The sequence below is a fragment of the Bacteroides sp. B1-V-101 genome (assembly GCF_023656585.1).
GTDB classification, from domain to species: domain Bacteria; phylum Bacteroidota; class Bacteroidia; order Bacteroidales; family Bacteroidaceae; genus Bacteroides; species Bacteroides thetaiotaomicron.
In genome coordinates, this window is the sequence record NZ_JAMOKH010000029.1 from 20330 (window position 1) to 43866 (window position 23537).

The following is a 23537-nucleotide window of genomic DNA, read 5'->3' on the forward strand; positions in this document are numbered from 1 at the left end:
TATTATTTATTGCCTTTCGGTGTCACTACATAGTCTTCTTTTATAAACTCATCATAAACCCGTTTAGGATGATCGAATGCTGCGGTTCCATTCCTCTGTTCGTTGAAGTTTTCCCGGCGGAATTGTTTCAGCTTCAGGTTGTCTTCGGCATATTCTCTTAACTTCTTATGTTCACGTCCATAAAGTGAACTTTCAGTAACATCAGAATCAAGCAGGCTTTCTTTAGGAGTGATGGTGGGCAGGAGCACTTGTTCCAATAGTCCACGATAGGCACCGTTATATTCACACCAGACAAGATCGTTGGCAACGAATATACGATAGAAGTACTTTGACCATGCGGTTTTGATTTCGATGGATTGAGCGTAAATCTCAATCGTTGCTTCTGAACCATACGCTTGGTCACGGATCACGACGGTCGTCCGACCGCTGATTTCTTCCTTCACGGAAGTTTGCCATTTGTCGGAATGCAGGATTTCCTCAATGAGTTCCGGCAACTTTTCTTTAATTTCAAACTGTATTCTCATGGTGCTTGCCTGCGGGCAGGACTTTTTTTGAATTTCCTACTTAAAACAATTAAGCTAGCCTAAAGTTACATAGATTGAAGCAAAAAAACAAGATTTTGTTTGAATATTTACTATTTTTGCCAAACTATCTGCCTTTTTCGTTTGTTTTTATTATAATTATGCAACAAATAGCAAAAAAACAAGTTTATGCAGAATAAAGCCCGGAAGAATTATATTATTTATGTACTTATGCTCCTTCTGTTTGGAGGGTTGATTTATGTTGCTATTGAAGAGGGCGACAGGTTTTCACATCATGCTGCGAACACGTTAAACACGCTACAAGACGGGCCTTTTGCCATGTTTCTACAATTTATGCAAGATAATCTGCATCATCCGCTGACGACGTTACTTATTCAGATTATTGCCGTATTGTTGATGGTACGTCTTTTCGGTTATTTGTTTAGTCTTATCGGGCAACCGGGAGTGATTGGAGAAATCGTAGCAGGTATTGTCTTGGGGCCTTCTGTTTTGGGACTTTTTTTCCCGGAAGCTTTTCATTTTCTGTTCCCTGTCCATTCGCTGACCAATCTTGAATTGCTGAGTCAGGTCGGGCTGATCCTTTTCATGTTCGTTATCGGTATGGAACTGGACTTTAGTGTGCTGAAAAATAAGATAAATGAAACGCTGGTGATCAGTCATGCCGGTATTTTAGTACCTTTCTTTCTGGGTATCCTGTCTTCTTATTGGATTTACGAAACGTATGCCGCCGATCATACTCCCTTTCTGCCTTTTGCCTTGTTTATAGGCATTTCCATGAGTATTACCGCTTTCCCCGTGCTGGCGCGTATCATTCAGGAACGAAATATGACCAAAACTCCTTTGGGGACTCTTGCGATTGCTTCTGCTGCCAATGATGATGTGACTGCCTGGTGTTTGCTGGCTGTTGTTATTGCTATTTCAAAGGCGGGTAGCTTTGCCAGTGCTCTCTATTCTGTGGGATTGGCTATGGCGTATATTGCAGTCATGTTTTTGGTTGTGCGTCCGTTTCTGAAAAAGGTGGGAGAGGTGTATGCCAATAAGGAGGCGATCAATAAAACGTTTGTGGCATTTATCCTGTTGATTCTGATCATTTCTTCCTGTCTGACAGAGATTATCGGTATTCATGCTTTGTTCGGAGCGTTCATGGCAGGAGTGGTGATGCCGTCGAATCTGGGTTTCCGAAAAGTGATGATGGAAAAGGTGGAAGACATTTCTTTGGTTTTCTTCCTGCCGTTATTCTTTGCTTTCACAGGTTTGCGTACGGAGATAGGTCTGATCAACAGTCCGGAGTTATGGATGGTGTGTTTGTTGCTGGTGACAGTGGCCATAGTCGGTAAGCTCGGTGGCTGTGCCATAGCTGCCCGTCTGGTAGGTGAGTCATGGAAGGATAGTCTGACAGTGGGTACCTTAATGAATACGCGCGGATTGATGGAGTTGGTGGCATTGAATATTGGTTACGAAATGGGAGTTCTTCCCCCGTCTATTTTCGTAATTTTGGTCATTATGGCGCTAGTTACAACCTTTATGACCACTCCGCTGCTACATTTAGTCGAACGTTTCTTTGTACATCGGGAAGAAAAGTTATCTTTGAAGCGCAAACTTATATTTTGTTTTGGTCGCCCGGAGTCCGGGCGCAGTCTGCTTTCCATTTATGATTTGTTATTCGGGAAGCAGTTGAAGAAAGAACATGTGATTGCAGCGCATTATACAGTGGGTACGGATTTGAATCCGTTGGATGCCCAGCATTATGAAAGCGAAAGCTTTGCTTTACTCAACCAAAGAGCTGTCGAACTGAATATTCAGGTGGACAATCACTATCGGGTGACGGATAAGCTGGTACAGGAAATGATTCATTTTATTCGCAAAGAGCATCCTGATATGTTGCTTTTAGGAGCCGGTAGCCATTACCGTCCCGAAATGCCGGGAACTCCGGGAGCTATTTTATGGCTGACGCTCTTCCGTGATAAGATTGATGACATAATGGAACAGGTGAAATGTCCTGTTGCCGTATTTGTGAATCGTAATTATCGGGAAGGAGCACTGGTTAGTTTTGTTTTGGGAGGAATGATTGATGTATTCCTGCTTTCGTATCTGAATATAATGTTGCAAAATGGTCATTCGGTGCGCCTTTTCCTTTTTGAAACGGACGATGAAGAGTTTCATCAGTGCATAGATGACTTGTTGGCTCATTATGCTGATCAGATAGTAGTGGTATGGTTTGCAGGAGTAGAAGAATTAGTAACCAAAGAGAGAGATGGATTGCTGGTAATGAGCCATCTTTCCTATACAAAATTATCCGAGGATGAGCTTGTGATGCGGGAATTGTCATCATTGCTGGTTATCCGTCGGAATAAGAATAAGGGAGAAAAAAATGAAAGACTTGAAATTGGATGAGCATACGGGGTTAGTACTTGAAGGAGGCGGAATGCGGGGAGTATTCACTTGTGGGGTACTTGACTATTTAATGGATCATGATATTCGTTTTCCTTATGCGATCGGGGTATCGGCAGGAGCCTGTAATGGCTTGTCGTATGCATCCCGCCAGCGTGGTCGTGCCAAGTTCAGCAATATTGACCTGCTGGAGAAATACAATTATATCGGCCTGAAACATCTGCTCAGGAAGCGTAACATTCTCGACTTTGATTTACTTTTCAACGAATTTCCCGAACATATTCTTCCTTATGATTATGATACATACTTTGCTTCTCCCGAACGTTTCGTGATGGTAACCACGAATTGTATGACAGGAGAAGCCAACTATTTTGAAGAGAAACGGGATAAAAGCCGTGTGATTGATATTGTCCGGGCATCCAGTAGCCTGCCTTTTGTTTGTCCTGTCACTTATGTGGATGGTGTTCCGATGCTTGATGGGGGCATTGTAGACTCTATTCCCTTGCAGAGAGCTATTGCGGACGGTTACACCCGTAATGTGGTTGTACTTACCCGTAATCGCGGTTACCGGAAAGACACGAAAGATATCCGTATTCCATCCTTTGTCTACCGGAAATATCCGAAGTTGCGTGAGGCATTGAGTCGTCGGTGTGCAGTTTACAATGAACAGCTGGAAATGGTGGAACAGATGGAAGATGAAGGAAAGATCATCGTCATCCGTCCGCAGAAACCGGTGATGGTGGACCGGATTGAACGGGATGTACAGAAACTGACAGAATTTTATGAGGAAGGATACGACTGTGCAAGAAACCTGTTCGAATTTTAAGTAAATAATAAATGACCTGTTTTGTTGATAGTCTGCATGAAGAATGCGGACTATATCTGTGATATTTATATATTTCTGTATAATATTTCTACAAATACTCTTCTTTTTCTTCAATTAATCCGATTTTAAGTCATTATTAATTCGTTTTTGTGGTATTTATTAAGGGATGCCCCTTTACTTTGCTGAAAAATATTTTTTGGCAGACTTAATAACATAACATGAAAAATAAAAGAATAACATGGTAAAAAGGTTTGATTGGTTGTTGGTGTGTTTATTGTTTTCAATAGGGGTGATGGCACAATCCGGCGGGAAACAGTATAATTCTTACAAAGGATTGGTCATGGCAGGTTATCAGGGGTGGTTCAACACCCCTGGTGACGGCTCGGGCCGTGGTTGGCATCATTATAATGGACGTAATGGTTTTCGGCCGGGGTCATGCTCGGTAGACCTTTGGCCGGAAGTGTCGGAGTATAAGAAGCTCTATAAGACTGAGTTTTCCTTTGCTGACGGTAAATCGGCTTATGTTTTTTCTTCTCATGATGAATCTACGGTAGATGTACATTTTAAATGGATGCAGGAGTATGGACTGGACGGAGTATTTATGCAGCGTTTTATCACGGAGATACGGAACGAAAGTGGATTGAAACATTTTAATAAAGTGTTGAATTCAGCAATGAAATCTGCTAATAAATACGAACGGGCTATCTGCGTGATGTACGACCTGAGCGGCATGCAACCGGGAGAAGAGCAGTTATTGCTGAAAGATATAGCAGAAATAGCAGAACGCTATTCTTTAAAAGACCATGCAAAGAACCCCTCTTATCTGTATCACAATGGTAAACCGCTGGTTACGGTTTGGGGAGTCGGATTTAATGATAATCGTCGCTATGGGCTGAAAGAAGCCGCTCATATTATTGACGGCTTGAAGTCACAGGGATTCAGTGTGATGCTTGGAGTACCTACGCAGTGGCGTACACTGAATGGGGACACAGAATCAGATCCCCGCCTGCATGAGCTTATCCGAAAATGTGATATCATGATGCCTTGGTTTGTAGGGCGTTATAATGAAACGACTTATCCCAAGTATCAGAAACTGGTGGAAGAAGATATTCAGTGGGCAAAAAAGAATCAGGTAGATTATGCTCCGCTGGTTTTCCCCGGTTTCTCATGGGGAAATCTGAAGGGGAAAGATCATAATTCGTTTATTCCCCGCAATAAAGGTTCTTTCCTTTGGACGCAATTGATGGGAGCCATTCGGGCGGGTGCTGAAATGATCTACGTGGCTATGTTTGATGAAATAGATGAAGGGACGGCCATCTTTAAATGTGCTAAGAAGGTGCCCGTAGGTAAAAGTACATTTGTACCCCTTGAAGAAGGTGTGGAAAGTGATCATTATTTGAAATTGGTGGGAGAAGCCGCTAAGATTTTAAGAAAGGAAAAAGCTGTGGCATTTAGTACAAAGCTGGATACGAAAAGTCCGAATCCTTTTATCCGGCATATGTATACCGCTGACCCGTCAGCGCATGTCTGGGAAGATGGCAGATTGTATGTGTACGCTTCTCATGACATTGCTCCTCCGCGCGGATGCGACTTGATGGACCGCTATCATGTATTCTCGACCGATGATATGATTCACTGGACGGATCATGGAGAAATCCTGAGTTCCGACCAGGTGCCGTGGGGACGGAAAGAAGGAGGTTTTATGTGGGCTCCGGATTGTGCTTACAGAAACGGCACCTACTATTTCTACTTCCCTCATCCTAGTGAAACAGACTGGAATGATAGCTGGAAGATCGGTGTAGCTACCAGTGACAAGCCTGCGGAAGGATTCAAAGTACAGGGATATATTGAGGGAATGGACCCGATGATCGATCCTTGTGTATTTGTGGACGATGACGGACAGGCCTATATCTACAATGGTGGCGGTGGTACCTGCAAAGGTGGCAAACTGAAAGATAATATGATAGAACTGGATGGCCCCATGCGGACTATGGAGGGACTCTCAGACTTCCACGAAGCGACCTGGATACATAAGTATAACGGAAAATATTACTTGTCTTATTCTGATAATCACGACGACGGAGAAAAACATAACCGAATGTGTTATGCCATCAGTGATTCACCTCTGGGGCCTTGGGAATACAAGGGTATTTATATGGAACCCACTGATAGTTATACCAATCACGGCTCTATTGTCGAATTCAAGGGGCAATGGTATTCTTTCTATCACAACAGTGCATTGTCCGGTCATGATTGGCTGCGCTCTATCTGTGTGGACAAACTGTACTACAATCCGGACGGCACTATAAAAATGGTGAAGCAGACTAAATAACAGATAGATCCATACACAGGCAATTAATAAATAGAATCCTTATAATAGTTGAAAAACGAATATAGCATGAAAAACAAAATGAAATGGATATTGGCAGTAGGATTATTGTCATGTTCGGTAGCAATGGCACAGCAACAGAGTGATATATTATCGGTATCTGCTTCTGCAAATGCAGAAAATGCTGCTTTAGCCTTTGACAGGAATGTAAAAACGATGTGGACAATCCCTTCTCAGGCACTAAAGGCTGAACAATGGCTGATGTTTACCATTCAGCAGCCCGGAGATGTTTGTGAACTGGACCTTCAGATGCAGGGTATCAATAAGAATGAACTGAAAGAAGTACTGGATATCTTTGTCACTTATGACCCCATGAATCTGGGAACTCCCGTGAACTACCGGATCGAAGGGAGCGACAAACAGATGAAAGTCAAATTCACTCCTAAATACGGTGCACACGTCAAGCTGAATTTTAAGCCAGGAAAGCTGGATAAGCCTTTCTCTCTGAAAGAAATTTCAGTTCTTGTGGCAGAAAAGGTATTGACGGACAGTCAGGGAAAAGTAACCGACCGTCGGTATATGGACGCGTCACTGCCGGTAGAAGAACGGGTGGAAAGTTTGTTGGCAGTGATGACTCCGGAGGATAAAATGGAACTGATCCGTGAAGGATGGGGTATTCCCGGTATTCCTCATTTGTACGTGCCTCCTATCACAAAGGTAGAAGCGGTGCATGGTTTCTCTTATGGTAGCGGTGCTACTATCTTCCCCCAGGCTTTGGCGATGGGAGCTACCTGGAACAGGAAGCTGACGGAAGAAGTGGCTATGGTGATCGGAGACGAGACAGTGGCTGCCAATACCAAACAGGCATGGTCGCCGGTGTTGGACGTTGCACAGGATGCACGTTGGGGGCGCTGTGAAGAAACTTTCGGAGAAGACCCTGTATTGGTGTCACAAATAGGAGGTGCATGGATCAAAGGATACCAGTCCAGAGGATTGTTTACTACTCCCAAGCATTTCGGCGGACATGGTGCCCCGTTGGGTGGACGTGACTCACATGATATAGGCTTGTCCGAACGTGAAATGCGCGAGATTCATCTGGTTCCGTTCCGTCATGCGATCCGTAATTATGACTGCCAGTCTTTGATGATGGCCTATTCCGACTATATGGGAGTTCCGGTTGCCAAGAGCAAAGAACTGCTGCAACAGATATTGCGTCAGGAATGGGGATTCAATGGATTCATTGTCAGTGACTGTGGCGCTATCGGAAATCTGACAGCCCGTAAACATTACACGGCAAAAGATAAGATTGAAGCTGCCAATCAGGCATTGGCTGCCGGCATTGCAACCAATTGCGGTGATACTTACAATAATAAAGAAGTGATTCAGGCGGCAAAAGACGGTCGTATCAATATGGAAGATCTAGACAATGTATGCCGTACGATGCTGGGTACGATGTTCCGCAACGAACTCTTTGAAAAGAATCCTTGCAAACCACTGGACTGGAAGAAAATATATCCGGGATGGAACTCGGACAGCCATAAGGAAATGGCACGTCAGGCGGCACGTGAATCAATTGTAATGCTGGAAAACAAAGAGAATCTTCTTCCTTTGTCAAAGACACTGCGTACGATTGCGGGTCTGGGTCCCGGTGCAGATGACCTGCAGCCGGGCGATTACACTCCGAAATTGCTTCCGGGACAACTGAAATCGGTATTGACAGGTATCAAAGGCGCAGTAGGCAAGCAGACCAAAGTTCTTTATGAACAGGGATGTGACTTTACCAATCCGGACGAAACCAATATTCCGAAAGCTGTGAAGGCAGCTTCCCAATCAGATGTCGTGATTATGGTACTGGGTGACTGCTCTACCAGTGAAGCGACCAATGATGTCCGTAAGACATGTGGAGAAAATAACGACTGGGCGACTTTAATCCTTCCGGGCAAACAGCAGGAATTGCTGGAAGCAGTCTGTGCAACCGGAAAGCCGGTGATACTGATTCTTCAGGCAGGCCGTCCTTATGATATTCTGAAAGCATCCGAAATGTGCAAGGCTATCTTGGTAAACTGGTTGCCGGGACAAGAAGGTGGTCCGGCTATGGCAGATGTACTGTTTGGTGATTACAATCCTGCCGGTCGCCTGCCGATGACATTCCCGCGTCACGTAGGACAACTTCCTTTGTATTATAACTTCAAGACTTCAGGACGCCGTTACGAATATGTAGATATGGAATATTATCCGCTTTACCGTTTCGGATTCGGACTCAGCTACACTTCATTCGAATATTCTAATCTGAAGATACAGGAAAAGGCGAATGGCAATGTGGAAGTTCAGGCTACAGTGAAGAACGTAGGAAGCCGTGCGGGTGATGAAGTCGCTCAGCTATATGTGACGGATATGTATGCCAGTGTGAAAACCCGTGTTATGGAATTGAAAGACTTTGCCCGTATTCATTTGCAGCCGGGAGAATCGAAGACTGTTTCGTTTGAAATGACTCCGTATGATATTTCATTGCTTAATGACCGGATGGACAGAGTCGTGGAAAAAGGAGAGTTTAAGATCATGGTAGGCGGAATGAGTCCCGATTACGTAGCTAAAAATGAGATCAAACATAGTGTAGGCTATAGTGATAACAAGAAAGGCGTCACGGGAATGCTTAATTATACACATGAGTTTGGTGCCAATTTCGATCTTGCTGTGTCCAAGGTAGAAGAGAACCTTGTCAAGAATCAGAAGACAGTGTGGGTGAGTGTGAAAAATACAGGTACGTTGATGGATATCGGTAAGGTGGAAATGTTTGTGGATGGTAAGAAAGTGGGAGATGCCGTTCATTATGAACTGGGAGCAGGTGAAGAAAAACTGATTCCGTTCAAGCTGGCAAAAGAGAATAAGCAGCCTGTAGCGTTTACGACCAAATACAAGATGGTGTCTATGTAGTACTAATTTATTCCCCTAACTTTTAATACAATGAAACGACTTCTTTTCATATTATGGATATTCTTGTTGTCCGTAAGCTTTGGGCTGACAAAGATGAAAGCCGATGTACGGATGCCGCTGATCTTCGGTGATCACATGGTGTTGCAGCAAGACACAAAGATTGCCATCTTTGGATGGGCTGATGCCGGAGAAACTGTAGAGGTAGTCTTTGCCGGACAGAAAGTGAAAACGACTGCTGACACTGACGGAACATGGAGAGTGAACCTGAAACCGATAAAAACAAAGAAAGAAGGGCAGACTCTGACGATTGCCGGTAAGAACAAACTTGTCTACTCGGATGTGTTGGTAGGCGATGTATGGGTTGCTTCCGGACAATCGAATATGGAATGGGGGATGAAGGTAAGAAAAGAATATGCTGACGATATAGCCGCTTCGGAAGATCCTTTTCTGCGTTTGTTCTTTGTTCCCAAGAATACGTCGTTAGAGCCATTGACCGATATTGAAGTTCCTCAGGGAACATCTAACCCCGAACGGGCTGCCAGATGGGTGCTTTGTACACCGGAGATGTTGGCTAAGATCAATGGACAGGGCTTTTCGGCAACAGCTTATTACTTTGCACGTGATATGCGTGCTGCAAACGGACGCCCGTTGGGAGTTATCCAGTCCGCATGGGGAGGTACGCGTGCAGAAGCCTGGACCAGCCTTTCCGGATTGAAACAAGAACCGGCTTTGGCTCACTATGTAGCTGCGTATGAGAAGAATGTGAAAGATAATCCGGAAATACTCGCCACTTATCCACAGAAGCAGAAAGAATTTGATGAAGCGGTAAGGGAATGGGATAAAACGGTAGGAAAAGAATGGAATCAGGCACAAAAAGAATGGGCGATAGCTGTGCAGGCAGCACAAGCAGCTGGAAAGCCGGCTCCTCCCAAACCACAGCCCAGAGTTCCCCGTCCGCCCAATCCGCGTAAACCGAATGGGGGAAATAACGGTCCGTCCAATCTGTTTAACGCAATGATTTCTCCTTTAATCCCTTTGAGTATAAAGGGAGTCATCTGGTATCAGGGAGAATTTAACTCCGGCGGCTCTGGAAAAGAATATGCTACCCTGTTCTCCCGGATGATTACGGATTGGAGAGAGAAATGGGGAATCGGTGATTTTCCTTTCGTATATGTGCAGCTTCCCAATTTCGAACCGGTAGATCCCGAGCCGTCTGTCGAAGGAAACGGCTGGCGCTGGGTACGGGAAGGACAGTTGAAGGCCTTGAATCTGCCCAACACGGCAATGGCTGTGACAATCGATGTAGGAGATCCTTTCGATTTGCATCCGGTAGATAAATACGATGTCGGACACCGGCTGGCTCTTGCTGCCCGAAAGCTGGCATACGGAGAGAAAATTGTCGGCATGGGACCTCTTTATAAAAAGATGTCTGTGAAAGGAAATAAGATCATTCTGGAGTTTACTAATCAGGGTAAAAAGTTGGTGATGGGAACTTCTCCGTACATCCCGGCAGGAAAACCGCCTCATCCGAAACCGACGAAGCTGACAGGCTTCGGCATTGCAGGAGCGGACCGTAAGTTTGTATGGGCGGATGCGGTGATTGAAGGAAATAAGGTGATTGTGTCCAGCAGTGAAGTGGCTGTACCTCTTGCCGTACGTTACGGATTTTCCAATAGCCCCCGTTGTAACCTGTATAACGAGAAAGGCTTGCCGGCATCTCCTTTCCGCACGGACAGCTGGGATAAATGATGGGGGAGAGTACGGGGCTTACCATGTTTGTTATTAAATAAGGTAGAAAAATGATCATGATGAAAAGGTATAAAAAGATTTTGTTGACAGGTGTGTTGTCAGCCTTGTCTTGTTCATTCGTTCACGCACAGGAGCTATACAAGAATGAAAATGCGCCTGTGCATGAACGGGTAATGGATTTGATTTCCCGTTTGACGGTGGAAGAGAAGATCAGTTTGCTTCGTGCCACTTCTCCCGGCATTCCCCGTTTGGGTATCGATAAATACTATCATGGCAATGAAGCATTGCATGGAGTAGTACGTCCCGGACGTTTCACCGTATTTCCACAAGCCATTGGACTGGCAGCAACCTGGAATCCGGAGTTGCAGAAAAGGGTAGCTACAGTGATCTCGGATGAGGCGCGTGCCCGTTGGAACGAGCTGGATCAGGGAAGAGAACAGAAAGAACAATTCAGCGATGTGCTGACTTTCTGGTCGCCTACCGTGAACATGGCACGCGACCCGCGTTGGGGACGAACCCCGGAAACGTATGGAGAAGACCCTTTCCTGAGTGGAATAATGGGAACAGCCTTTGTGAACGGACTACAAGGAGATGATCCGCATTACCTGAAAATCGTTTCTACTCCCAAGCATTTTGCCGCCAACAACGAAGAGCATAATCGCTTTGTCTGCAATCCGCAGATATCGGAGAAACAACTGCGTGAATATTACTTTCCTGCTTTCGAAATGTGTGTGAAGGAAGGAAAAGCTGCTTCCATCATGTCCGCCTATAATGCGCTGAATGATGTGCCCTGCACGCTGAATCCGTGGCTGCTGCAAAAGGTGTTGCGTCAGGACTGGGGATTTCAGGGATATGTCGTTTCCGATTGTGGCGGACCTGCCTTGCTGGTCAATGCCCATAAATATGTAAAGACGAAGGAGGCGGCTGCCACTTTATCCATCAAGGCGGGACTCGACCTTGAATGCGGTGACGATGTGTATGACGGCCCCTTATTGAATGCTTACAAACAATATATGGTATCGGATGCCGATATTGACTCCGCCGCCTATCATGTGCTGACGGCCCGCATGAAACTGGGACTTTTTGATAGCGGGGAACGAAATCCGTATACTAAAATCTCTCCGTCAGTGATCGGTTCGAAAGAACATCAGCAGATAGCTCTGGACGCTGCCCGCCAATGTATCGTTTTACTGAAGAATCAGAAAAACAGGCTTCCGCTGAATGCTGACAAACTGAAATCGATCGCAGTAGTCGGCATCAATGCCGGCAAATGTGAATTTGGCGATTACAGCGGCGCTCCGGTAGTAGAACCGGTTTCCATACTGCAAGGTATCAGAAACAGGGTAGGCGATCGGGTGAAAGTCGTCTATGCTCCCTGGAAATCTGCTGCCGATGGGCTGGAACTTATTCAGGGAGAGAACTTCCCGGAAGGACTGCAAGCTGAATATTTTGACAATACCCGCCTCGAAGGCACCCCGAGAGTGCGTAAGGAGAGTTGGATCAACTTTGAACCTGCCAATCAGGCTCCCGATCCGTTCCTGCCCAAATCTCCGCTGTCTGTCCGTTGGACGGGAAAGTTGAAACTGACCGTTTCCGGTCGCTATACTTTCAGCTTTACATCCGATGATGGTTGCCGCCTGAGCATTGATAATCAGATGCTGATTGATGCGTGGCAGGCACATGCCGTATCTACGGATTCCGCTTCCATTTATCTTGAAGCGGGAAAAGAATACCAGTTGAAAGCGGAATATTATGATAACCGGGATTATGCCATTGCAAAGTTGCAATGGAAAGTTCCGCAGATAGGCAAGGCAACTCGTCTCGATTTGTACGGAGAAGCCGGAAAAGCGGTTCGCGAATGTGAAACGGTAGTTGCTGTGATGGGTATCAATAAATCGATAGAGCGTGAAGGACAGGACCGGTATGATATTCAGCTTCCGGCAGATCAGAGAGAGTTTCTGCAGGAAATCTATAAAGTGAATCCCAACATAATTGTTGTTCTGGTAGCAGGCAGTTCATTGGCTATTAACTGGATGGACGAGCATATTCCTGCCATTGTGAATGCCTGGTATCCGGGTGAACAGGGAGGAACCGCCGTGGCCGAAGTATTGTTCGGTGATTATAATCCTGCCGGACGTCTGCCGCTCACCTACTACAAGTCTTTGGATGAACTGCCTCCGTTTGATGATTATGATATAACCAAAGGGCGTACTTATAAATATTTCAAAGGAGATGTCCTTTATCCGTTCGGCTACGGACTGAGTTACTCTTCTTTTACATACAGCGATCTGCAAGTAAAAGACGGGGTCGGTGAAGTCACCGTTTCATTCCGGTTAAAGAATACCGGTAAGAGAAATGGCGATGAGGTTGCTCAGGTTTATGTGCGGATACCGGAGACCGGAGGAATTGTACCTTTGAAAGAATTGAAGGGATTCCGTCGTGTTCCTTTGAAATCGGGAGAAAGCCGTCGGGTAGAGATTAAGTTGAATAAAGAGCAACTTCGCTATTGGGATGTAGAAAAAGGACAGTTTGTAGTACCCAAAGGGGCATTTGACGTTATGGTTGGTGCTTCTTCCAAAGATATTCGTCTGCAAACAGTCATTGATTTATAGACTTTATTTAAATTTGAACCGGAAAGAAGATTAAGATTACATTCACTGAGGTAATGCCTTCTGATTGCACAGTCTGTGCCACCCTATTGGCACAGTTGTGCCACCGCACTGGCACTGTTATGCCAAGCCTTTGGCACAGTTGTGCCAATAGGGTGGCACAAGCGTGACACAGTATGGGGCAATCTTAAGGCATTACTTCTTAAAATTTAGTATTATGAGAAACAAGTATTTGCGTTTTGCAGATGTATTATTTCTACTTAGCTTTGTGGCAGGAACTACGATGACGGCTTGCTCCGAACAGCCTTATCAGCCGACCTTGAAGGCAACTTATAATAAGCCTGCCAAAAACTGGGAAAGTGAAGCTCTGCCTATCGGTAACGGTTATATGGGAGCCATGATTTTTGGTGACGTCTACGTAGATGTCATCCAGACAAACGAACATACCTTGTGGTCGGGAGGCCCCGGTGAAGATCCGTCTTACAATGGAGGACATCTGAGAACTCCGGAAGTGAACAAGGATTATCTCCACAAGGCACGGGTGATGTTGCAACAGAAGATGAACGACTTTACGGCAAACCGTTCTGCATATATAGATGAAAATGGAAAGCTGATTACCCATAACTACGATGGAGACGGTGACGGCACAGAATTGCGGAATCTGATTGATAATCTGGCTGGAACGAAGGAGCATTTCGGTTCTTTCCAGACATTGAGCAATATCATTGTAGAGACTGTCAATCCGGGTATCCCCGTCTTGATAAAAGAAGCAGTGCAGACCAATTATGACAATACAAAGAATCAAAGTCAGTCGATAGGCAGTCTTTTCGATCAGAGCACTACCAGCAAATGGTTTGCCGATAACGACCGGTTCTCTAGCTTTGGAAGCCTGCCATGCGTTATCAAGTGGGCATATACCCATGCTCCCAAGGCTGTTTCCTATAGCCTGACCTCCGCCAATGATATGCCGGGCAGAGATCCGAAATCATGGAAGCTCTATGGTTCGGCAGACGGAAAATCATACGACTTGCTGGATCAGCAGTCCGGTACTTTTTGGGGGGATGATAAGGACGGAAAGGGAAGCCGCAATAAGACCCTGTCTTTTCCTTTGAAGACGGACAAATACACCTTCTTCAAACTCGAAATCACAGAATTAATCGATAATAAACAGAAACCGCAATTGGCGGAACTCTCGATAGATGCCTCTACCGAACTGCCTTATTCCGACTATACCCGTACGCTCGATATAGATAATGCGATTCATACGGTGATGTATAAGGAGAATGGAATCACCTTTAAGCGCGAATACTTTATGAGTTATCCCGATAATGTAATGGTGATGCGTCTCACCTCAAATTCGAAGAAGGGCAAACTTTCACGCATCATTTCTCTTGAATCGCTGCATACCGATAAAACCATTACGGCAGACGGTCATACTATTACCATGACGGGATATCCGACTCCGGTCAGCGGAGACAAGCGGGTAGGGGATGCCTGGAAGAATGGACTGAAATATGCGCAGCAACTGGTCGTGAAGAATAAAGGAGGAAAGATTTCGGTAGTGGACGGAACGAAGCTGAAAGTAGAGGATGCCGATGAAATAATCGTTCTGATGTCTGCCGCCACAAACTATGTACAGTGTATGGACGACTCCTACAATTATTTCTCTCAAGAAGATCCGTTGGAAAAAGTGCAGGCTACGCTGCATAAAGTAGCTGATAAGAAGTACACGGCTCTGTTGGCTACCCACCAGAAAGACTATCATTCGTTATACGACAGAATGCGACTGAATCTCGGTAACTTGCCGGAGGCACCTGTTGCCCCTACGGACAGTTTGCTGAAAGGTATGGACGAGAATACCAACTCGGAACAGGAAAACCAGTATCTTGAAATGCTGTATTTCCAGTTTGGCCGTTATCTTTTGATATCTTCTTCACGAGAAGGTTCTTTGCCCGCCAACTTGCAGGGAGTATGGGGTGAAAGGCTTTCCAATCCGTGGAATGCCGATTACCATACGAATATCAATATACAGATGAATTATTGGCCGACACAGCCTACCAATCTGAGTCCGTGTCATCTGCCTATGGTAGAGTATGTCAGAAGTCTGGTGCCTCGTGGAAAGTATACAGCGCAACAATATTATTGCAAACCCGATGGTGGCAATGTTCGCGGCTGGGTGACGCATCATGAGAATAATATTTGGGGCAATACGGCTCCTGCCAAGAAAAGTACACCCCATCATTTTCCGGCAGGGGCAATATGGATGTGTCAGGATATCTGGGAGTATTATCAGTTTAACCTTGATAAAGACTTCTTGAAAAAGTATTATGATACGATGCTCGATGCTGCTCTTTTCTGGGTAGACAATCTTTGGACAGACGAACGCGACGGTACACTGGTAGCAAACCCGTCCCACTCTCCCGAACATGGTGAGTTCTCACTGGGCTGTTCAACTTCGCAGGCTATGATTTGTGAAATGTTCGACATGATGATCAAAGCCAGCAAAGAACTGGGAAGGGACAAAGACCCTGAAATCATAGAGATAGCAACAGCTATGAGCAAACTCTCCGGACCGAAAATCGGTTTGGGCGGGCAGTTTATGGAATGGAAAGATGAAGTGACGAAGGATGTTACCGGAGATGGCGGACACAGGCATACGAATCATCTTTTCTGGTTGCATCCGGGTTCGCAGATTGTAATCGGAAGAAGCGAACAGGACGATAAATATGCAGATGCCATGAAAGTGACGCTGAATACACGCGGCGATGAAGGAACCGGGTGGAGCAAAGCATGGAAACTGAACTTCTGGGCACGTCTGCATGACGGCAACCGCTCTCATAAACTGTTGAGAAGTGCCATGAAACTGACTGTTCCCGGAAGCCATGTAGGCGGTGTATATACTAATTTGTTTGATGCGCATCCGCCTTTCCAAATCGATGGTAACTTTGGTTGTACGGCCGGTATCGCAGAAATGCTGATGCAAAGTCAGGGCGGATATATCGAATTGCTTCCCGCTTTGCCCGATGCATGGAAAAATGGCTCATTCAAAGGAATGAAAGCGAGAGGAAACTTTGAAGTAGATGCGGCATGGACTGACGGGAAGATAACAGCTATAGAGATTCTTTCTAATTCCAGTGCGGAATGTGTGATTAAATATCCGAATGCAAAGGAGCTGAACGTTTCTGGAGCAAAGGTAAAGGTACTTGCTGATGATCAAATCTCTTTTGCTACTGTGAAGGGTAAAACGTATATTATTAAAAACGTATCTTCTTTATAAAGAGAAAACTAAGTGTATAAGGAGGTAATGTAGTCTGTCCAGGGACAACTATTAACGACTGAAACCAAAAGGCAATTGATTCGCAATGAATCAGTTGCCTTTTGGTTTGAATCTATGTTCAATAGAATAAAGATGTGAATAGTTTGGATAAGGCTTGTTCTTTGGTTTGATTAAAAGTCGAAACTATCTTCATTGAGGTTGACTGAAAAAGCGGTAGTATCTACAATGGAGGTGACTAAAAGTCGGTAGTATCTTAACTCTCTTCGGGAAGGAGGAGTACCCGTAGGGGGAGGTGGTAGGTGAATGCACTCCTATTTCATTTACAATAAAATTAGGAATACACATCATTTTACCTACCACCTCGGTCTTCGACCACTCCTCCTTCCCGAAGGAGGAGAATGTGGATACTACCGACTTTTTAGTCAGTTCTCAATGAAGACACTAAGAATTCTACTGAATTGGGAAGTTTTTATTATTTCTTATCTTTTGTGAATTAACTCAGAGATTGCAGTTGTAAGAACATCTTTGCTAATAACTTCGATTATAATTAAAAACAAAACTGCCCGTCTCCTCTAATGGGAAGACGGGCAGGAAGAATGGAAAAACTCCACTCAATGATATCAATTACATACCTATTTCAATAATTCATTCACCATGTTTACCAGCAGTTTACCTGCTATCGGATCAGTGGTTGCCTTCTCTGTACATAAGGTTGAAACGAGAGACTTTCCTTTATTGTCGGCTATCTGTAGCAGCGTCAGTCCGCGCATAGATTCGATACGTGCGATACGTTCCTCCGGCTTACCACCGTCGATATAAGCATGGATCTTCATTTGGGCGGCGAGTTCCTTCACATTCTCATGGCGGACAGCTTTCAATGTAGCGGTGCAGGCTAGTGGAATTTCACGCTTGTTGTTATTGAAATAGCGTAATTCCAATGCACCGATTCCGTCGAATACAGGGGCATCATCCCGTTCCATCACCACAATGTCTCCCTCGGTGGGAATAATCCATCCGGTGATATATTCGGGATAGACTTTTTGTGCTGCCTCTTTGCTGTTCAGGAAGAGAATCCGACCGCCTTTTGACTGATATTCACGCAGTAATCTTGCTTCTTCATCGGTACATTCTTTCAAGCCCGATATAATGCAGAGATTAGCTTTTTGCTTGGCATTCAGTAGTTCCTTGATAGACGGTACTGTCTGGCAGGCGATGTTCAGGAAGTCAAGGGTAGCTTTCATATGATCCTTATCCAGTAAAAGAATCTTCTTGCTGGCTGTTACTTGACCGATATTCCATTCCTTGCGTGCCAGTAATAATCCGTATTCATTCTGCGATAAAGTGACTCCGCTTTCGGTGAGAGTGAGTTTCAGTTTTACATTAACCTTGTCTGCCGGTAAATTGGAAGGCATATGGATGTTCGGTTCGATGTATTTACGACCATAATATTCCACTGCCGGAAATTGTTCCGTGCCGGAAGCCAGTACCTTATTGGTTTCGTCTACAATGCTCCATGCCAGTGACATAGGCTTCAAGTCACGTCCTTCTTCATTGTCATTCACTACGTAGATACGTGTATGTAACTTCTCACCTGCATAAAGATTGCGTCCCCACAGTTCCGCACTGACAAGTACGGGCTGCATAGCACGTTGCATAGCGTAATAAGTGGGATACGGTTGTATATTCCGGTGATCATAGCATTGGCGGAACCAAGTCATATAGGCAAAGTGCATGATACCCGAAGCCTGTTCGTTGGTACGGCGGAGGGTTTCGGCCAACTCTCCTGTGATGAACGATTGTGTATTCAGGAAACTGGCGGGATTCCCCCAGTCATATGCTTCATATCCGATTAATGAATAGGGATTCTGATGAATCAGCTGATAAGAGCGGGTCGGATGACCGGTTTCAGCATTCGGATAACCCGTACTCATTTCCTGGCTGATCAACGGGCGTCCGGGAGTCTTGAATTGTTTCTGGAATTCTCCGTTGAAGAAGCGGAATACCGAATAGTCATACCAATTATAGTAGGCATGGTTGTCATCAATATCTCCGTCATCAACTGTTTTCAGAAAGTCATCACCAAAGCGTTTGCTAGCTTTGTTGTGGAGATAGTTGGAGTCGAAACATACAGGACGTGTAGGGTCAGTCTTTCTCATATCTTTCACCACATCGGATACGATGCGGAATTTTTGCTTGGCACGTTCCGTGTCGGCATCCAGATCGTAGAACTTCATTTCATTGTTCACAGTCCAGAAGAATATGGAAGGATGATTTCTGTACTTTTTCATCACGCGCAGCCATTCACTGCTCCAAAGATCGAGCACGCCTTTGTCCGGTATCGGGGTGGAGTGTATCATGAGCCACGACCAAGTGCCCTCAAAGCTGATAGCGATACCGTTGCGGTCTGCTGCCGACACCCAAAGTTCGTTCCAGGGGGTGGTATGTGTCCGGGTAGACTGTACATTCCCTTCTTTCATTAGCTTCATGAACTTGTCTGCAAGGAGCGAATCATTGGGACAGAGCGCAAAAGGAATATGGTTACCTCCACGCAGCCAATATTTGCGGCCGTTCAGATAAAGGAATCCATCTTTGCTTTCAAACGTGCGGAAACCCGAAGTTACGGTGATGCAGTCCGTCACTTTGTTTTTTCCTTCCGTCAGGCTCACGCGAAAATTATAAAGATTAGGAGTGGCAGGTTCCCAAAGTTTGGGTTTCAGTCCTTTGATATCACAGGTAAATGTTTCTTGTGCGCTTGTCGCTAATGAGAGTTTGCTACGTACAGGTGCACCGTACAGTGTTTCCCCCGTCTGTTTGTCTATAATATCTACACGGATATCGAAGTTTTTCTTTTTGGGCGCATGATTTTTGATGGTGACATCTATTGATGCACCGTCCAGAGCCGGCTTGATAAAGATATCTTCTACTTTCAGCGGGTTGCTGACAATGAGTTTCACGGGCTGCCATATACCGGCAGGGTTATCACCATAGAATCCATGAGGGATGTCTGTCAATACGGCTTTGTTGGCCTGTTGGTCGTTTTGGTTATCCTCCACTTCCTTGCGTACTGACGAATAGTAGTTTTCCATGGCGTCACTGGTTTGTGCGGCTTTTCCGTTGATGTCACGTGTCACTTTTACTGCGATCAGGTTGCGTCCCGGACGCAGGAATCGGGTGGCGTCTACTTGGAAATCACCGAACATACCGATGTTGGAACCTGCCGATTCGCCATTAATATATACTTCCGCCATTTTGGATACGGCGTCGAATGAAAGAGTCAGCTGTTTTCCCTTCACGTCGGCGGGCAGTTCCAGCCATTGGCGATACCAGGCAGCACCGGTTTTCCGGTAGTTGAACGTATAGTTCTCGCATCGGTCGGTTTCTTGTTGGTAGTAAGTGTCCGATACCCCTTTATGTTGCGGACCGGTGGGCGATGGCATGGTTTCTCCATGCAGCCAGATACGGATAGGGTTCCAGAAAGCGGGAACAGGCATTATATGCCAGTCGTTGTCGTTAGTCTGCATGGAGATGGCCTTCGTCTTATCGTTCAGTTGGTAGTCGGGCATGAACAGCCAGTTTCCGTCCAGCGATAGTTCGGTGCGGTCGGCAGTTAGTTTATCCAGTTTGACCGAGGTGTATTGCGCCCGCTCTTCGCGGCGTATCTTTTCCTTTTCCTGTGTGGTGAGTGCCATACGATACTCCTGAACCTTGACATCTTTGAGAGCGTCTTCTGCCAATGGGGTGACAGTGAGGTCATCAAATTCCGTATCTATCCATCCGCCTCCCAGTGCTACTTCACCGGTAGGAGCCAGGTTGCTGTTTTTGTCCTCCAAATCAATGTGAGGAAGCTTTTCGTCGTTTACAAAAACCCGGATACGGTTACCGCATACTTCCACTTTCACTTTGTACCACTCTCCCGGCACGGGGTGAAAGCCCAGCGGACGGACTCCCATGAATTCGTCTGTACCCATATATCCGGTACGCATCAAGTAGAGATCGTCTTGCAACCCGCCTTTGATACCTACCACATAACGGTCAAAACGGTTATGTGTACGGAAGCCTGCCCATATCTGTACCTGTTCGGCGTCTTTCGGGGCACGTGCCTTGAAGGACAGGGTATAATCTTTCCACTCAGGATTGCCGAAAAGGGCATAAGCGCTGCGCGAATGAAATACTCCGTCGTTCACTCGACAGACACCACGTCCCACCATATTCAGTGGTTGGGAGGCATTGGAGAAATCATTGCTCCATACGGTTTGATCTTGGGCTTGCGTTGTCAGACCGGACAGGCTACAGGCGCAAGCTAAAAATACTTTGCTAATTTGTTTCATGATATGATTTTGTAGTTTTAAAGTTCATTGTATTTAAGTTTATGATTTGGCAAAGACTGTAATTCACGGGTTGATCACGAAAAATGATGTGGCAAATATAGAGACAGATAGTTAAGTGAGAGCTTAATTTTCGCTTAATTGATTATTAAATATCCCTTAAATGTAGAATTTATGCAAATAAGTATGCTGAAGAGGGGATAAAAGTTAGCTGTAGTTATAAATATTCCTGTTATTCCTTATTATATAGGAAACTTATATTATATGAGAAATAGGGAATAGTACAACTTAAAGCTTATATCATGGGGAGCGCTTTGAAAATCTATCAGGAATAACGCCATTGTAATACTAAAAATCCACATCTTATATAATCGGATAAGTCACTAATTGGATATCTCCTAATTTGTGTTATGTTTGTATAGTATTTGCCTTATTTACCTTTTTAGCCTTTCTACTTGAAATATTCTTCTTTTTGCAGGAAGTGAATACTCATTTAGATAAAGAAATAGGGTGTGGACAGCATACTACAGGATATAAAACTTCCCCCTTTTCCTGAAATTAATACCTAAGATTGCGAAAAATTATAAGAAGATAGTATTAGTTTTAAAATTAATTAGAAATTAATCAGAGTTTAATCGTATTTTATAAAAAATCTTAAGCAGGCTCTTGTTACTTTGCATCAGAACTCAAAAATAACCTTAAATATTAAGTTTGTTCAGTCGACGCTTTCTTAAATAATAGATAAAAAGGGTGTTTTCGAGGTGTAACAAATAGCAAATGTATAATATAAAAAAGAGACCGTGAAAAATTATTTGAAAATCACGATGGGGCTTGTATTAGCTTCCATGATTGTTAGCTGTTCTGATGAGGACAATACTATTGTTCCTGATACTAATCCGGACCCGGTTATACCGACAGAAGGGACGTTCATACTTCCTGCTCCTGCGGTAGAGAGTAATATTCCCGAACATAGTTTTTTGATGGGGGCGCTGTTCAGCTATCAGAAGAATCTCCGCAATGGAGAAGATGCTGCCAGTGGCGGGACTAGTTCTACTACCTTTTATAATAAGCCGCTTTTCGAAGTGAAGTCTTTTGGTGCTACGGAAACAGAGTGGTGGGATAACTTGGTAGAAGAGATGGTGTATAGTGGTTTGGATTATGTAGCTCCCAATTGCCGCGGACGCTTGCCGAAGGCGGACACTGATCCTGCTTATGACAGAGATCATGGCGATCCTACCCGTATCAAAGACTTCGTTGCTGCTTTACAGCGTCGGAATGAAGAAAATCTGAAGATCGCCATCTTCGATGACTGTCCGGCTTCCTGGGCGGCTGCCCGCAATTTTGACTTGTATCAGACCTATGCTACATTCATTAGTGCGGAAACTCAGCAAAACAAGGGACTGACCGATGAAGAGGTGATGTATCCGCTGGACAATTTGGACGATATATATAAGTATATATGGGATTACAATATAAAACTGGCCTTCGATAACTTTTATGGCGAGAATAAAGCCAATAACAAGTATCTTCTTCGCATAGACGGCAAACCTGTCCTGTTTTTGTGGAGCATCAACGGTTTCCTTAATGTAGACTATGCTGCATTGGGCAACAAGAAAATTGACTGTAAAGGCAAATTAAAGGCCATTCTGAACAAGATTCATGCTGACTTCAAGTCTGCTTATGGCGAAGATCTCTTTATTTGTGCCGACAGAGCCTTTCAGGACCGTGATAAAGAGGTGGACGAATCAGTCGTAGAATCACTGAACGATTGGTTTATTGCCTCTGAGCAGGCTCCCACCCGTAGTTCCTGGACGGTACGTACCTTCAATGGAAAAACTGTAGGTGTGGCTGTTCCGGCTTTCTATACCAATGATAAATCGGGTACCCGTATGTTTTTTGATGCAGATCACGGCAAACGTTTAACGGATGCTTTGGACGATATGGTTGCGAAGAATGCTGATCTGGTCTTCCTGGAAGGTTTTACCGATATGGCCGAGAATGCCGCCTATTGGAGAAGTACCGATAACATTTACTATGACTTTCCCAACCAGCGTCTGAACATTCTCCGTAAATACAGCAGTAGCCGGGCATGGGCCGAATCATTCCGTGTAGAAATGGAGGCCTGCGATTACTTCTTCGATGTGTCTGCTAAGAATAGCGGTAATCAATACCGTACCGGAAGTCTGGATGTTGCCAAAATAGCCGGTGTGGCTCCGGATAAGAACACCGAATGGTATGTCACCAGCACAGAGGCGGGTGAGTGGATGGAATGGAAAGAACTGCCTTATGCTGCCGGAGATATCACAGTCAAGGTATGTTATGCTGCCAAAGAAGATGCTAAAATCCGTTTTGACTTTGGCGAAGGCACGAAAAGAAGACAAGGTCCTGTCGTAGAACTTCCTGCTACCGGAGGCGAATGGGTTACTGTGGACGCTTTCACCATGAAGAGCGATGTGAATGGCTGGCGCCGTACTGTGCTGAACATTGTGGCGGGCAAACCTGATTTGAACTACTTCACCATCATTGTAGAAAAATGAAAAGAACAAATTTATTAA

10 protein-coding genes are annotated in these 23537 nt (G+C 45.0%); 8 read left to right on the plus strand and 2 right to left on the minus strand.

Annotated elements, in window-relative coordinates:
* Window positions 1-2 precede the first annotated feature (2 nt).
* The gene (locus tag NBH01_RS18835) at window positions 3-524 is read right to left on the minus strand and encodes a hypothetical protein (protein WP_008763266.1); all 522 of its coding nucleotides are present in this window, start codon (window positions 522-524) and stop codon (window positions 3-5) included.
* A 186-nt stretch (window positions 525-710) separates the two neighbouring features.
* Between NBH01_RS18835 and NBH01_RS18840 the strand changes: the two genes are divergently transcribed.
* The 7 genes from NBH01_RS18840 (at window position 711) to NBH01_RS18870 (ending at window position 16657) form a co-directional block, all read left to right on the plus strand.
* Entirely contained in the window at window positions 711-2936 is a 2226-nt protein-coding gene (locus NBH01_RS18840) for a cation:proton antiporter (protein WP_225679018.1), read from the plus strand.
* A complete protein-coding gene (locus NBH01_RS18845; RefSeq protein ID WP_055221436.1) occupies window positions 2914-3759 on the plus strand; it encodes a patatin-like phospholipase family protein in 846 nt (281 codons plus the stop codon). Before NBH01_RS18840 ends, NBH01_RS18845 begins: the two co-directional genes overlap by 23 nt.
* 1423 nt (window positions 3760-5182) lie before the next feature.
* Window positions 5183-6091 carry a family 43 glycosylhydrolase gene (locus NBH01_RS26720; protein ID WP_309569042.1) on the plus strand — a complete coding sequence of 303 codons (909 nt, stop codon included), beginning with the start codon at window positions 5183-5185 and terminating at the stop codon, window positions 6089-6091.
* Between the two features lie 66 nt (window positions 6092-6157).
* Window positions 6158-9022 (plus strand): glycoside hydrolase family 3 N-terminal domain-containing protein, encoded by a 2865-nt coding sequence (locus NBH01_RS18855; protein WP_250700220.1) that lies wholly within the window; start codon window positions 6158-6160, stop codon window positions 9020-9022.
* Between the two features lie 30 nt (window positions 9023-9052).
* Entirely contained in the window at window positions 9053-10771 is a 1719-nt protein-coding gene (locus NBH01_RS18860; RefSeq protein WP_225658461.1) for a sialate O-acetylesterase, read from the plus strand.
* 50 nt (window positions 10772-10821) lie between these two features.
* Complete coding sequence (locus tag NBH01_RS18865; RefSeq protein WP_225658462.1) at window positions 10822-13383, plus strand: glycoside hydrolase family 3 C-terminal domain-containing protein; 2562 nt, start codon at window positions 10822-10824, stop codon at window positions 13381-13383.
* Between the two features lie 214 nt (window positions 13384-13597).
* Complete coding sequence (locus tag NBH01_RS18870; RefSeq protein ID WP_250700221.1) at window positions 13598-16657, plus strand: glycoside hydrolase family 95 protein; 3060 nt, start codon at window positions 13598-13600, stop codon at window positions 16655-16657.
* 632 nt (window positions 16658-17289) lie between these two features.
* Here NBH01_RS18870 and NBH01_RS18875 read toward each other — a convergent pair.
* The gene (locus tag NBH01_RS18875; protein ID WP_225679017.1) at window positions 17290-20985 is read right to left on the minus strand and encodes a glycoside hydrolase family 2 TIM barrel-domain containing protein; all 3696 of its coding nucleotides are present in this window, start codon (window positions 20983-20985) and stop codon (window positions 17290-17292) included.
* 797 nt (window positions 20986-21782) lie between these two features.
* On the opposite strand from NBH01_RS18875, the gene NBH01_RS18880 reads away from it, so the two are divergent.
* Window positions 21783-23519 (plus strand): DUF5010 domain-containing protein, encoded by a 1737-nt coding sequence (locus NBH01_RS18880; protein WP_225680744.1) that lies wholly within the window; start codon window positions 21783-21785, stop codon window positions 23517-23519.
* Window positions 23520-23537: the final 18 nt, after the last annotated feature.

Excerpts from the sequence above, each read along its gene's own strand:
- NBH01_RS18840 (WP_225679018.1), top strand. The coding sequence starts at position 711 with ATGCAGAATAAAGCCCGGAAGAATTATATTATTTATGTACTTATGCTC.
- NBH01_RS18845 (WP_055221436.1), top strand. The coding sequence starts at position 2,914 with ATGAAAGACTTGAAATTGGATGAGCATACGGGGTTAGTACTTGAAGGA.
- NBH01_RS18855 (WP_250700220.1), top strand. The coding sequence starts at position 6,158 with ATGAAAAACAAAATGAAATGGATATTGGCAGTAGGATTATTGTCATGT.
- NBH01_RS18875 (WP_225679017.1), bottom strand. The coding sequence starts at position 20,985 with ATGAAACAAATTAGCAAAGTATTTTTAGCTTGCGCCTGTAGCCTGTCC.
- NBH01_RS18860 (WP_225658461.1), top strand. The coding sequence starts at position 9,053 with ATGAAACGACTTCTTTTCATATTATGGATATTCTTGTTGTCCGTAAGC.
- NBH01_RS18870 (WP_250700221.1), top strand. The coding sequence starts at position 13,598 with ATGAGAAACAAGTATTTGCGTTTTGCAGATGTATTATTTCTACTTAGC.
- NBH01_RS18835 (WP_008763266.1), bottom strand. The coding sequence starts at position 524 with ATGAGAATACAGTTTGAAATTAAAGAAAAGTTGCCGGAACTCATTGAG.
- NBH01_RS18865 (WP_225658462.1), top strand. The coding sequence starts at position 10,822 with ATGATCATGATGAAAAGGTATAAAAAGATTTTGTTGACAGGTGTGTTG.